The 13,067-nt window shown below is 65.5% G+C and carries 13 protein-coding genes; 4 read left to right on the top strand and 9 right to left on the bottom strand.

All coding sequences use genetic code 11. The features are described 5' to 3' along the window. Positions 1-3 precede the first annotated feature (3 nt). The 3 genes from AB4Y32_RS01425 to AB4Y32_RS01415 form a co-directional block, all read right to left on the bottom strand. Positions 4-966, bottom strand: a complete 963-nt coding sequence (locus AB4Y32_RS01425) for an MlaD family protein (protein ID WP_368719628.1) — start codon at positions 964-966, stop codon at positions 4-6. Between the two features lie 76 nt (positions 967-1,042). Continuing rightward, positions 1,043-1,933, bottom strand: coding sequence for an ABC transporter ATP-binding protein (locus AB4Y32_RS01420; RefSeq protein WP_368719627.1), 891 nt, complete (start codon positions 1,931-1,933; stop codon positions 1,043-1,045). Beyond that, positions 1,930-3,069 (bottom strand): MlaE family ABC transporter permease, encoded by a 1,140-nt coding sequence (locus tag AB4Y32_RS01415; RefSeq protein WP_368719626.1) that lies wholly within the window; start codon positions 3,067-3,069, stop codon positions 1,930-1,932. Before AB4Y32_RS01415 ends, AB4Y32_RS01420 begins: the two co-directional genes overlap by 4 nt. A 170-nt stretch (positions 3,070-3,239) precedes the next feature. Between AB4Y32_RS01415 and AB4Y32_RS01410 the strand changes: the two genes are divergently transcribed. The 3 genes from AB4Y32_RS01410 to AB4Y32_RS01400 are packed head-to-tail and all read left to right on the top strand — an operon-like array spanning position 3,240 to position 5,296. Further along, positions 3,240-4,145, top strand: a complete 906-nt coding sequence (locus tag AB4Y32_RS01410; protein ID WP_368719625.1) for a biotin--[acetyl-CoA-carboxylase] ligase — start codon at positions 3,240-3,242, stop codon at positions 4,143-4,145. Beyond that, positions 4,142-5,017: a type III pantothenate kinase gene (locus AB4Y32_RS01405; protein ID WP_368719624.1), complete on the top strand. Its 876-nt coding sequence runs from the start codon at positions 4,142-4,144 to the stop codon at positions 5,015-5,017. Before AB4Y32_RS01410 ends, AB4Y32_RS01405 begins: the two co-directional genes overlap by 4 nt. A gap of 21 nt (positions 5,018-5,038) precedes the next feature. Then, positions 5,039-5,296, top strand: coding sequence for a hypothetical protein (locus AB4Y32_RS01400; protein ID WP_439899701.1), 258 nt, complete (start codon positions 5,039-5,041; stop codon positions 5,294-5,296). Between the two features lie 48 nt (positions 5,297-5,344). Here AB4Y32_RS01400 and rfaE2 read toward each other — a convergent pair whose 3' ends face one another. From rfaE2 to AB4Y32_RS01365, 6 genes are all read right to left on the bottom strand, one after another. Beyond that, complete coding sequence (rfaE2, locus tag AB4Y32_RS01395; RefSeq protein ID WP_368719623.1) at positions 5,345-5,827, bottom strand: D-glycero-beta-D-manno-heptose 1-phosphate adenylyltransferase; 483 nt, start codon at positions 5,825-5,827, stop codon at positions 5,345-5,347. A gap of 191 nt (positions 5,828-6,018) precedes the next feature. Further along, the gene (locus AB4Y32_RS01390; RefSeq protein WP_368719622.1) at positions 6,019-6,897 is read right to left on the bottom strand and encodes a ferritin-like domain-containing protein; all 879 of its coding nucleotides are present in this window, start codon (positions 6,895-6,897) and stop codon (positions 6,019-6,021) included. Between the two features lie 559 nt (positions 6,898-7,456). Beyond that, complete coding sequence (locus tag AB4Y32_RS01385) at positions 7,457-8,200, bottom strand: PhaM family polyhydroxyalkanoate granule multifunctional regulatory protein (RefSeq protein WP_368719983.1); 744 nt, start codon at positions 8,198-8,200, stop codon at positions 7,457-7,459. 327 nt (positions 8,201-8,527) lie between these two features. After that, positions 8,528-9,379 (bottom strand): enoyl-CoA hydratase/isomerase family protein, encoded by an 852-nt coding sequence (locus AB4Y32_RS01375; protein WP_368719621.1) that lies wholly within the window; start codon positions 9,377-9,379, stop codon positions 8,528-8,530. Between the two features lie 91 nt (positions 9,380-9,470). After that, positions 9,471-10,679 (bottom strand): ABC transporter substrate-binding protein, encoded by a 1,209-nt coding sequence (locus AB4Y32_RS01370; RefSeq protein WP_368719620.1) that lies wholly within the window; start codon positions 10,677-10,679, stop codon positions 9,471-9,473. 281 nt (positions 10,680-10,960) lie between these two features. Further along, on the bottom strand, positions 10,961-11,953 hold the full coding sequence (locus tag AB4Y32_RS01365; RefSeq protein WP_368719619.1) for a fumarylacetoacetate hydrolase family protein: 993 nt from the start codon (positions 11,951-11,953) through the stop codon (positions 10,961-10,963). Positions 11,954-12,117: 164 nt separating this feature from the next. On the opposite strand from AB4Y32_RS01365, the gene AB4Y32_RS01360 reads away from it, so the two are divergent. After that, positions 12,118-13,008 carry an IclR family transcriptional regulator gene (locus AB4Y32_RS01360; protein ID WP_368719618.1) on the top strand — a complete coding sequence of 297 codons (891 nt, stop codon included), beginning with the start codon at positions 12,118-12,120 and terminating at the stop codon, positions 13,006-13,008. The last annotated feature ends 59 nt before the right edge of the window (positions 13,009-13,067 follow it).

Here is a 13,067-nt window from a genome sequence, read left to right as displayed (position 1 = left end):
AATTCATTTCGCCGCGCGCGCCGCCGGCCACACGAAGCCCGGCTCGCCCGGGCCGGGCGCGGCAGGCGGCGCGCCGAACAGCACGCTGTTCGGCGTGCTGCTGAAGGTATCGGCGGCGCGGTCTACGGAGCGCACGGCCGTGCGCACGTCTTCCGCCAGCGAGTTGACGCGCGGCAGCGTGTCGTAACCGACGCGCGCCGATACGTCCTGCAGCGTCGCATTCATCGCCGTCAGCGCATCGCCCGCCTGCTGCGCGGCCGCGCCGACCTTGTTCAGCGTGACATTGAGCGGACCGTCCGCACGATTGAGGCTCGTGACCATCCGGTTCGTCGATACGAGTGTCTGGTCCAGCTGGTTCAACGTGCCCGGCAGCTTGCCCGCTGCCGGTCCCATTTGCGCCGTGAGCGTCGCGACGCCATCGGCGGCATGCTGCAGGCTCGCCGCCGTCGCCATCAGCTGGGCGCGCATTTCCGGCGAGAGCAGCTCGTCGACGTCGCGCACGGTCTTTTCGAGCTCACGCAGCAGCACGTCGCCGCGCGACTGCAACTGGTCGAGCAGGCCCGGGCGCATCGGCATCTGCGCGACGTTCTTCGGCGACGACGCGAGCGGCGTCGTGTCGTGCCCCGTGTCGTCGAGCTGGATGAACGCGAGGCCCGTGACGCCCTGCAGGCCGAGACTGCCGAACGTCGAATGCGTGATCGGCGCGTTCTTGTCGACGAGGATGCGGATCAGAATCTGCCCCGGATGTGCGCGATCGAATTTGATCGACTGCACCTTGCCGACGTCGAGGCCGCGATATCGTACCGCAGCATCTGGGTACAAACCTGTGACATTGGTCCGCGCGATCAGATCGAAAGGGATGCGCACCGATCTGTCGATGTTGAAGAAAAACGCCGCCACGCCGATCGCAATCGCCATTACGACTGTGAAGAGCCCGGCCCAGAAGGCGTGTGATTTGTTTTCCATGGTCAGGTTCCCTGGTTCGCAGCGGGTTGGCGGCCGGCTACGCGAGCGCTTTCACGGCCGCGTGTGGTTGCCGGACTCACAGCGCGGTGCGCAGCGGAAGCGCTTCCGCCGCGGGCTCCAGCGCTTCGTGCGGCAGCTTCGCGCGCCGCTCCGGCGACAACCCCTGCAACGCGAGCCGCCCGCGCAGCCCGAGAAAATATTCGCGGATGAACGGATGATCGACGCCCGCCACTTCCTCGACGGGCGCCGCCACGACAACCTTGCGGTCCGCGATCACGGCGACGCGCGTCGACAGCGCGACCATCGTATCGAGATCGTGCGTCACCATCACCACAGTCAGGCCGAGCGCGCGATGCAACGCGCTGATCAGCTCGACGAATTCGTCGGATGCCTGCGGATCGAGACCCGCCGTCGGTTCGTCGAGGAACAGCAGCTCCGGTTCGAGTGCGATGGCGCGCGCAATGCCCACGCGCTTCACCATCCCGCCCGACAGCGCCGCCGGCATCTTCGACGCGTGCTTGCACGGCAGCCCGACCATTTCGAGCTTGAGCATCACGATGTCGCGCAACAGGTCTTCGGGCACCTTGCCGAGCTCGCGCAGCGGCTGCGCGATGTTGTCGAACACCGACAGCGACGAGAACAGCGCGCCGTGCTGGAACAGCATGCCCGAGCGCACGCGCATCAGCGCCGCTTCTTCGTCGTCGAGCTGGGCGATATCCTCGCCGAACACCTTGATCGTGCCCGACGTCGGCTTTTCGAGGCCGAGAATCTGGCGCATCAGCGTCGTCTTGCCCGAGCCCGAGCCGCCGACGATCGACACGATCTCGCCGCGCCGCACGTCGAAGTCCAGATGCAGATGGACGATGTTGCGGCCGTAGCGCTTCGTGAGGTTGCGCACCTCGATCACGGTTTCCGCGATCTGCGGCAGCGGCTGGTCCCGTACGGCGGAGGTAAGCGGCGCGATCATGACAGCCCCACGTTCTGAAAGAGAATCGCGAACACGGCGTCGGCGAGGATGACGACCGTGATCGACGTGACGACCGATGTCGTCGTGCCCTCGCCGAGACTCTGCGAATTGGCCTTGATGCGAAAGCCGAAGTGACAGCCGACGATCGCGATCAGCATGCCGAACACCACGCCCTTGCCGAGCCCGATCCACAGGTTCGCGACGGGCACGACGCCCGGCAGCGCGCGCGCAAAGTACGACATGTCGATCTGCAGCACGAGCTTCGCGGCCAGCGCGCCGCCCGCCAGCGAAACGATGTTCGTCCACATCACGAGCAGCGGCATCGCGAGCGACAGCGCGAGCACGCGCGGCAGGATCAGACGCAAGCCGTGCGGAATGCCCATCACGCGCATCGCGTCGAGTTCTTCCGTCACGCGCATCACGCCGATCTGCGCGGTGATCGCCGAACCGGAGCGGCCCGCCACCAGGATCGCCGACAGCACGGGGCCCAGTTCGCGCAGCACCGACATCCCCAGAATGTTCACGATGTACTGGTTCGCGCCGAAGAGCCGCAACTGCTGGGCGGACAGATAGCTGAGCACGATGCCGATCAGGAACGCGACCAGCGCGGTGATGGGCAGCGCCTGCGTGCCCGCGCTATAGACGTTCGCCGAAAACTCCTTCCACGGCGCGAGCTTCGGATTGCGCGCGATCGACAGCAGATCGAGGATCACGCGCCCGAACATCGCGACGCCGCCATACAGATGCTCGAAGAACGCGAAGATGCCGAGGCCGAGCTGCGTGAACGGATCGAAGCGACGCACGGGCTCGGGGTTCTCGCGCACGGTGTCGAGCAGCGCGATGCGCTCGAAGATGTCGCGCTGCGTATCGTTGAGCGCGACGAGATCGGCGGGCAACCTGTAACCCCACACGCGCCACAACGCCTGGCCACCGACATGGTCCATCCGTTCGACTTGCGACAGATCCCATTGCGCGACATGCGCGCGGCTCGCGATCAATTCCCTCAGACGCGGCAGCGCCCTTTCGTGCACGCGGTCGCGCGCCAGCGCGAGCGCCGTCCACTGGCCGGACAGGCGGACGATCTTGCCCTGGCTGCCTGCCGCGACTTCGAGCCCGGGAGGAGTGTCGTAGTTCAAGGATCGCTGGAAGAGGGTTATCCGATTAACGGGCATTGTAGCGAAGCCATCGATATTGGGCCCTGGTGGTATGCCTCGTTCCGGCGGGAGTTCCGGCGGGGCAGCCTGGGGAAAGCGGAATGGGTCACGACCCGATCACGATGACAGACTGAGTGGCTAAAATACGGCTCATGAATACCTCTAACTCATTCAGTGCCTCGGGCGACTGGCGAATCGACCGGCAGCGGGCCGTCGCATTGTTCGGACCGGCCGCGCACGACTGGCCCATCGAGATCGTCGAAGAGACGGGCTCGACCAACGCAGACCTGATGGCGCGCATGAAGGCGCTGCCACGCGAACCGGGCGCGCTCGCGCGGCCTGTCGTGCGGGTCGCCTATCTGCAGACGGCGGGACGCGGCCGGCGCGGCCGCACGTGGTATGCGGAACCCGGCAACGCGCTGCTGTTCTCGGTCGCGTGTGTGCTGCCGCGGCCGCTCGAAGGACTGGCGGGACTGAGCCTCGCCGTGGGCGTGGCGCTCGTGGACGGCTTGCGTTCGCTGCCCGTCGCGGGCCCTGGGCAAATCGCGCTGAAGTGGCCGAACGACGTGCTGCTCGAAGGCGACAAGCTCGCCGGCATCCTGATCGAAACGGCGTGGAGCACGCCGGACGCGAGCGCCGTCGTGATCGGTATCGGCACGAACGTGAAGGGCGCCGACGAACTGGCCGCGAAAGTCGGTGCGCTCAACGCGGACGTGCCCGCGCAGGCACGCGGCGCCGCACCCACGGCCCTCTCGCGCGCGCTGCCGAACGCGAATCTCACCGATACCCTCGCCGCCGAGCTCAACGCGCTGGAGCCGGCGTTGCAGCGCTTCGGCGCAGAAGGCTTCGCGCCGTTCCGGCAACGCTGGAACGGCTGCCACGCCTACGCGGGACGCGATGTCGTGCTGTTCGAGCAGGGCGTCGAGACGGGACGCGGCGTCGCGGCAGGCGTCGACGATCTCGGGCAGTTGCTGCTCGATACGCCGTCCGGCCGGCAGGCGATCGCGACGGGCGACGTCTCGCTGCGTCTCGCGGACGAAGGCAGCAGCGCCGCATGAGTGGCGCACCGTATCTGCTGATCGACGCCGGCAATAGCCGGGTCAAGTGGGCGCTCGTTCAGGCCGATGGTACACAGACGCACTCGGGCGCGTTCGCGCATGGTGGCCAGCTGGTCAAGGGAACCGGCGACCCCTTGCAGCCGAGGCATGAGCCGGACTGGTCGACGCTGCCCGCGCCCGGCTCTGCATGGTTATCGAATGTCGCTGGCGACGCCGTCGCGCGCCGCATCGACGCATTCATCGATCGATGCTGGCCCGCTCTGCCGCGCACGACGATTCGTTCGGCTGCGCAGCAGTGCGGCGTCACGAACCGCTACACGACGCCGTCTCAACTCGGCAGCGATCGCTGGGCGGGCATGATCGGCGCACGAGCGGCGTTTCCGGGCGAACCGCTGCTGATTGCGACGTTCGGCACGGCGACGACGCTGGAGGCATTGAACGCCGATGGCGTGTTCGTCGGCGGATTGATCGCGCCGGGCTGGTCGCTGATGATGCGCTCGCTCGGCGAGCATACGGCGCAACTGCCGACGCTCGACGCAATCGCCGCGCGTGGCTTGCTCGCCGATGACGGCGACGCCGCGAGCCTGGGTGAACATGCGAATCGCGCCGCGTGGTTCGCGGTCGATACGCCGCGTTCGCTGTCGTCGGGATGCGCGTTGGCGCAGATCGGCTTCGTCGAGCGGATGTGGCGCGATCTGCAGGACGAATGGAAAGCACCCGTGCGGCTCGTGGTCAGCGGCGGCGCCGCCGGTGAACTCGCGCAGGCGCTGAGCGTGCCGCATACGCGTCACGATTCGCTCGTCCTCGCGGGACTCGCGTTGATCGCGGCGGAGGCTTCGGCTGGTTCGCCACCGGCCACCCGCCCGGCCTGAGCACCGAACACAGGACAGACAATGGTGGAGACCTCAACGATGCTGCGCTGGCTAATCGCCCTGCTCTTGCTCGCCAACATCCTCGCGTTCGTCACGATGCGCGGGCTGTTCGGCCCATCGCCTGCGGCAGGGCCACGCGAACCGAATCATCTGGGCCGGCAGGTGCGGCCCGATCAGTTGCGCGTGTATCCGATGTCGGCCGCCGACGCGACCGATCTCGCCGTTGTCGGCGGCCCCACGCTCATTACGCCCGTCGCCACTTCGGCGCTGAACCAGTAATGGCGGCCTCGTCGAAAACACGCGGGCCCAACCGTCACTGCGTCGTCCTTAGCCCTGCGTGCGAACTTTCTTCAAGAGCGCCGTCGTCGAACGGTCGTGTTCGAACGGAATCGCCAGCGCCTTGCCGCCCCAGCCGCGCACGAGCGCGGATTCCGGCAGCTTGTCCATGTCGTAGTCGCCACCTTTGACCAGCACGTCGGGACGCAACGCTTCGACCAGCGCGACGGGCGTCTGCTCCTCGAAACGCACGACCCAGTCGACGCTTTCCAGCGCGGCCAGCAGCGCCATCCGGTCGGCTTCGTTGTTGATCGGGCGATCGTCGCCTTTGCCGAGCATGCGCACCGACGCGTCGCTGTTCACGCCGACGATCAACGTCGCGCCCAGCGCCTTCGCGTCCGCGAGATAGGAGACGTGCCCGCGATGCAAGATATCGAAGACGCCGTTCGTGAATACCACGGGGCCTGGCAGCAAAGGGCGAAGTTGCGCGAGGGCATCGCGCGTCGTGAGCTTGCGTTCGAAAGTAGCGGCCATGTGAGAAGTCGTTGAGCGGATTCGCGTCGAGTGTATTTGAATCACCTTGGTATAGCCGCAGACGAACTGCACGGCGGCGACGCATGGATTCAAAGCCAGAAAGAAAACGGCCCGGCGGGTTTTCACCTGCCGGGCCGTGGCGTTCCTGTGCCGCCCGCCGTGCGTTCAGCGACGCAGGCGCGCCGCCCCTGTCAGGCCGGTTGCTGATGCGCGGACGCCGGCTGTTCAGCCTGCAGGCGCGTCACCACTTCCTTGCGATAGCGGTTCAGTTCCTGAGCCGTGCCGAACGAGCGCTCGAACAGGATCGACAGGTTGTGCAGAATGCGCTCGACCACCTTCTTTTCCCAGCCGTCGTCGAAACGGATCTGCTCGTCGAGCCAGCGCTCGAGCCACTCCGGATCGGGCAGACGCGACTGCACGGTGTCGCGCGGGAACAGCGCCTGGTTCACGTGCAGGTTCGTGGGGTGCAGCGGCTTTTCCGTGCGGCGCGCGGACGCCATCAGCACGCCGATCTTCGCGAACGCCGCGCGCGCGACGTCGCCGAAATTCGTCAGCGCCTTTTTCATGTAGCGCAGATACGCGCCGCCATGACGGGCTTCGTCGCGCGAAATGGTTTCGTAGATGTGCTTGATGACGGGCTCGGTATGCCATTCAGCCGCGCGGCGATACCAATGGTTCAGGCGGATTTCGCCGCAGAAATGCAGCATCAGCGTTTCGAGCGGCGGCGCCGGATCGAATTCGAAGCGAACCGCGTGCAGTTCTTCTTCCGTCGGCACGAGCTCGGGCTTGAAGCGGCGCAGATATTCCATCAGCACCAGCGAGTGCTTCTGCTCTTCGAAGAACCACACGCTCATGAATGCGGAGAAGTCGCTGTCGTGGTGGTTGTCGCGCAGGAACATTTCCGTGGCGGGCAGCGCCGACCATTCGGTGATCGCGTTCATCTTGATGGTCGCCGCCTGCTCGTCGGTGAGCAGCGACGGGTCGAACTGGTCCCAGGGAATGTCCTTCTCCATGTCCCATCGAACAGACTCGAGCGATTTGTAAAGTTCCGGATAAAGCATGGTGTTCATGATCCCACCCCTGTTCTGCGCAAGGCGACGTCTGTTATCTGTTGCTACTTTTGCTGCGGATGAACGGAAAATTCTGAAGCGTCGGGAACTTTCGCCGCCATCAGCGCAGCCTTCAATTTTACGCGGTAATCGGCTGCCAAGATGCAGGCTTTGGCAAAAGAACTACTGCGGCTCGTGATGCGCACGCGAATTTCATGCCTCGAATGCGCGGCCAACCGTGGGTGAGGGAAAACCTGTGCCTGAGGTCGTGCCAGCTTGCGGCCTGGACGGCAGTATGGGGTCCGCGATGGACGCTCCGGTACCGTATCGGCACCGGCATGGGCGGCGAATCTGTCGTTGATGCGACCTTGCTCGCGCGCTTCCGCAGGCCAGAAAAAGCTTACACGATGATAGCACGCGGGGCTGCACGGCCCTGTTTCGGGCCGTCAGGACACGCCTTGAATTGACGTAAAGCAACGCGAGCGCACGCCATCCACACGAATTCAAACGAATGTGCTAGCGCGAAGCGCCCGTTTATAAAGCGGTCGTATCGCTTCGCTGCGATACGACCGCCAGTACCTCATTCGGACGCCGACGAAGTTTTCTTCGCAGCCGATCCGCCCGTCGCGCGCTTCGCAGCCGGGCGTTTCGCGGCGGGACGCGGCGCGTCGTCGCCGGATTTCGCTTGCGCCGCGTCGTTCGCTTCGGGCTCGGGCGCATCGTCCGGTTCGAGATCGCTCGGTTCGACTCCCGCACCCGCTTCCGATGCGCCCGTCGCCGTCGTCGCGGCGGGCTGCGCCATCGCGAACTGCGCGATCTGGTTGAACTGCGCCTGCAGCAGATTCCACCAGCCCGACGCGTCGAATGCGGGCGGCGGCGTCGACTCGCCTGCTTCCCGCGCGCTTGCGGCAGACTGCGGCTCCGGCTGCTCCCGTTGCTTGGGCGGCGTGTCGGCTGCGGGCTGCGTCATCGCCTGCTGCGCAAACGCGCCGAACGCGCGCAGCGTCGTGAGCGTCGCGCGCTGCACTTCGAGCGCCTGAATCGCCGATTGCAGCATGTTCAGGTTGAGCTTGAGCCATTGCTCGACGGCGCGCATGTCGGTGATGCGCTTGTCGAGTTCCTCGACGTTCGTGAGCGGCGCCATCATGTCGGACATCATCGACAGCGACGGCACGATGCCCTGGGCCGCGCCCGGATGCGTGCCCGGAAACGCCGCGCCGAACGGCGTGAGACGCATCATGCCCCACATGCGATCGAGCATTTCGGCGGGCGGAAAACCGGGGAAGCCGGGAAACGGTGGTGTCGAGCCGGGTGTGTCGGTCATTGCGGTTCTCCTTGATTTCCTGATTTCGGTTCCAGCGTGCGGCGTAGACGTGACGTGCTGTTCGATCATACCGCGCGCCGTTCGCGGCTGGCCTCGCGAATTGCCTGCCGGTTGGCACCTGGTCGGTTGCCTGGTCGGTTGCCTGGTCGGTTGCCTGGTCGGTTGCCTGGTCGGTTGCCTGGTCGGTTGCCTGGTCGGCGCACTTATCGTGCGCTTCCGCCGGTGACGGTTTTGCGTTCGGTTCAGCCGCATTCGCCGATTCGTGGCCGCAAGGAATGCACCCGCACCAGCATCACCGACGATCGACACGACGCCGCCGCGCCATCGTCAGAACGGCTCCTTGCCCGAAAAATCCGGCGTGCGCCGCTCGCGCAGCGATGCCACGCCCTCTTGCACGTCGGGTCCCGCGAAGCCCATGAATTCCAGTGCCAGCGATGTGTCGAACGCAGGCCCCGCCGAGCGCAGCCAGTTGTTCAACGCGTACTTGGTCCAGCGGATCGCCGTCTGCGAACCATGTGCGAGCTTGCGCGCGACTTCGAATGTCTTCGGCAGCAGATCGTTGTCGTCGACGGCGAGCGATACGAGCCCGATCCGTTCGGCCTCCTCGCCGCTCACCGGCTCGCACAGCATCAGGTAGTACTTCGCCTTCGCCATCCCGCACAGAAGCGGCCACACGATCGCAGCATGGTCGCCTGCCGCGACGCCCAGACGCGTGTGTCCGTCGATAATGCGCGCCGATTTCGTCGCGATCGAAATATCGGCGAGCAGTCCCGCGACGAGCCCCGCGCCGACGGCCGGTCCGTGCATCGCCGACACGATCGGCTTGCTGCAATTGATCACGTTGTAGACGAGGTCGCGCGCCTCGCGCCATACGCGCGTGCGCACATCGAAGTCATTCGCCATGTCCTCGACGAGGCTCAGATCGCCGCCCGCCGAAAAGCCCTTGCCCTCGCCGCGAATCACCACGACGCGCGTCTCCGGATCGCGGTCGACGTCGCGCCAGATGTCGGCGAGCTCGCGATGCATGTTCGCATCGGCCGTCGCGAGATTGCTCTTGTTCATGCCCTCGCCGCTCATCACGATTTCGAGGATGCCGTGCGCATGACGCCGCACGCGTAGCGACTTGTAGTGCGCGTAAAACGCGGGTTCGACCGATTGCGACTCCGATTCGTGAGACATGGCAAGCATCCGTAAGAGCGACGCGTCGGCGTCGGAACACACTTCACGCACGCGGCGCAGCCGACGCTGTGCCACGCGAACGCACCGCGCCTTAGCGCGGCTGATACACCCACTTCGCGCTGCGAATCTCGACCATCACGCGCGCGCGCTGATCGAGGCCCAGATGATCCGTGGTGCTCATGTTGACGACACCGTTCGTATCGGCGAGACCGCGGGTCGCTTCGAGCGCATCGCGCAACGCGCGGCGAAACTCGACCGTGCCGGGCGAGGCCGATTTCAGCGCAACGGGAATCGCATTGTTCAGCAGCATGCTCGCGTCCCACGCATACGAGCCGAACGCCGATACGCTGCCCGGCCCGCGCAGCTTCTCGAAGCGCGCGTTGTAATCGAGCGCGAGACGCTTCGAAGCATAGTCCGCGGGAAGCTGCGATGCGACCAGCACGGGACTCGCAGGCAGGTACGTGCCGTTGCAATCGGCGCCGCACACGCGCAGGAAGTCGTTATTGCCGACGCCGTGGTTGTGATAGATCGTGCCCTTGTAGCCGCGCGAGATCAGCGTCTTCGGCGGCAGCGCGGCCGGCGTGCCCGCCGCGCCCACGACGACGGCGTCCGGGTTCGCCGCCATGATCTTGAGGATCTGGCCGGTGACGCTCGGATCGGTGCGGTTGAAGCGCTCGTTGGCGACCACGCTGATGTGATGGATCTGCGCGAACTTCGCGACTTCCGCATAGAACGTCTCGCCGAGCGCGTCCGCCTGACCGATGTACGCAAGCGTCTTCACGCCATGCTGGCTCGCGTGCTCGGTGATCGCGGACGCCATCATCGCGTCCGTTTGCGGTGTCTTGAACATCCAGTGCCGTTTCGCGTCGACGGGCTCGATGATCTTCGCCGACGAGGCCAATGAAATCGCGGGCGTTTCACCTTCGGCGATTACGTCGATCATCGCGAGCGAGTTCGGCGTGATCGACGAGCCGATGATGGCATCGACATGATTTTCGGAGATCAGCTTCTTCGTGTTCTGCACGGCTTGCGTGGTATCGGACGCATCGTCGAGCACGATGTACTCGACCTTCTGGCCGGCGACCTCTTTTGGAAAGAGCGTCGAGGTATCGCGCGCGGGAATGCCGAGCGATGCCGCCGGTCCCGTCAGCGACAGCACGAGGCCGATCTTCACTTGCGCGAGCGCGAGCCCTGGCAAAAGAGAAAGTGTGGCGGCGAGCGTCGTGCGCCGACCTGCGGCGCGAGGGTTGGTAAAGCGCTCGCGCAAAGTTGAAAATGCAAACGTCCCGTATCGGTGCATGCGTTGTCTCCTCCGTGCATCAGAGTTGGTGCAGAGCACTTGCTCTGGTCCCATGCAGCAGCTCTTGGTTTTTGTACATTCTGCGATGTTGCGTGACTCGCGCTGTCCCGCTATCGAAGCATCAGCGGCCGCGAGGCTCGGTGGCCTCGCGCGAGCGTCAGTGTAGCGGCGCCCACGGCGCTATCGGCATCGGGCGAAACCCTTTCGGTTCGCTCGACGCGATGCACCGCCAACGCCGCGCTTGCATGACGCGGTGATGAAACGTCATGCGCGATGCCCTCTCACTGCGCGCCTTCGAGCGGCGCAACGGCCTGATCGATCGAGCCGAAAATCGACTTGCCCGCTTCGTCGAACATCTCGATCTTGACCGTGTCGCCGAACTTCATGAACCCGGTTTGCGCCGCGCCGTGCTCGATCGTTTCGAGGCAGCGCTTCTCGGCGATGCAGCAGTAGCCGCGCTTCGCATCCTTGTTCGAGACCGTACCCGAGCCGACGATCGCGCCCGCGCGCAAGTTACGCGTCTTCGCCGCATGCGCGATCAGCTGGCCGAAGTTGAACACCATGTCGGTGCCCGCGTCCGGCTGGCCGACCTTCCTGCCGTTCCAGTGAACGATCATCGGACGATGGACGCGGCCTTCGCGCCATGCGTCGCCGAGTTCGTCGAGCGTCACCGCAACGGGCGCGAACGACGTCGCCGGCTTGCTCTGGAAGAAGCCGAAGCCCTTCGCCAGTTCGGCGGGAATCAGGTTGCGCAGCGACACGTCGTTGACGAGCGTCACGAGCCGTATGCTCTTCAATGCCTGCTCGGGCTTCGCGCCCATCGGCACGTCGCCCGTGACGACGGCCACTTCCGCCTCGAAGTCGATGCCGAACGATTCCGACGCGCACACGATGTCGTCCTTCGGGCCGATGAAGTCGTCGCTGCCGCCCTGGTACATCAACGGATCGGTCCAGAACTCGGGCGGCATCTCGGCGCCGCGCGCGCGGCGCACCAGCTCGACGTGATTCACATACGCGGAGCCGTCGGCCCACTGGAACGCGCGCGGCAACGGCGCCATGCATTCCTTCGCGTCGAACGAAAACGTGTTGCGCGCGCGGCCCTGGTTCAGTTCGTCGTAGAGGTCGCGCAGTTGCGGCGCGTAGAAGGTCCAGTCGTCGAGGACGCGCTGCATCGTTGGCGCGATGGTGTCGGCGATGGCGGCCGTATGCAGGTCGCGGGAAACGACGATCAGTTGACCGTCGCGCGTGCCGTCCTTCAGCGTGGCAAGTTTCATGGCGAGAAAGCGTGTGTGGATGACGATAGGAGGAATGTATTCTACGATGGTGAATCGGCGCAGCCCAAGCGGACGCCTCATGCCGGCCATTGCTCATGGCGACGCGCCCGGTTTGCGTCGTTTGTTCGCTGCCGTTTTCACGTTCACTGCCCGACCCGTTGCCTATGTCACCGACCAGCCGCTCCAGTTCGATCCGCCAGGATGCCGAATCCGCCGAACCGCTCGATTCCATCGACGACGATGCCGTCGATCAGCACGAAGCCGGCGAGGAAAAGCTGCGCTCGGGCATCCAGTCGATCGAAGTGGGCTTTCGTCTGCTCGAGGTGCTCACGCACGAACCGCGCGCAATGATGCTGCGCGACCTCGCGCAGCGCGCCGGCATGAGCCCGGCGAAAGCGCACCGCTATCTGGTGAGTTTCCAGCGCCTGGGCGTCGTCGCGCAGGACCCGCTGACGGGCCGTTACGAACTCGGCGGCTTCGCGTTGCAACTGGGGCTCGCGCGGCTCGCGCGCGTCGACGGCGTGAAGCTCGCGCGCGTTGCCCTCGCCGAACTGCGCGACCGGCTCGACATGACGGTGGGCATCGCCGTGTGGGGCAATCAGGGGCCGACCGTCGTGCACTGGATGGAGTCGAGTTATCCCGCGAAGGCATCGCTGAAACTCGGCGATGTGATGCCGATGCTCAGTTCAGCGACGGGGCTGCTGTTCGCCGCGTATCTGCCGCGCGGCAAGACGGCCGCGATGATCGAACGCGAACTCTCACAGACGCAGCGTTGGGCGTCGGCCAACACCCCATCCACGCCGGAGGACGTCGAGCGCGTGCTCGACGACGTGCGCGCCCATGGCGCGGCGCGCGTCGAAGGCATGTTGCTGCCGACCATACATGCGTTCTGCACGCCTGTGTTCGATTCGAACGGCGATCTCGCGCTCGGACTGATCGCGCTGGGTCACGAAGGCGCGTTCGACATCGCGTGGGGCGGTGCAGTCGATACCGCTTTGCGCGAGTGCGCGCAGAAGCTGTCCTACGAGCTCGGGTATAGTCCGACGCCCCGATAGCCCGCCATTCACACGACAACTCGCACAATCAACCGCACGATGAACGCGTGACGGCGGCG

Origin of the sequence: Paraburkholderia phymatum, assembly GCF_040965635.1 — a bacterium.
Lineage (GTDB): Bacteria > Pseudomonadota > Gammaproteobacteria > Burkholderiales > Burkholderiaceae > Paraburkholderia > Paraburkholderia phymatum_B.
This window is presented reverse-complemented; position numbering and strand designations above follow the sequence as displayed.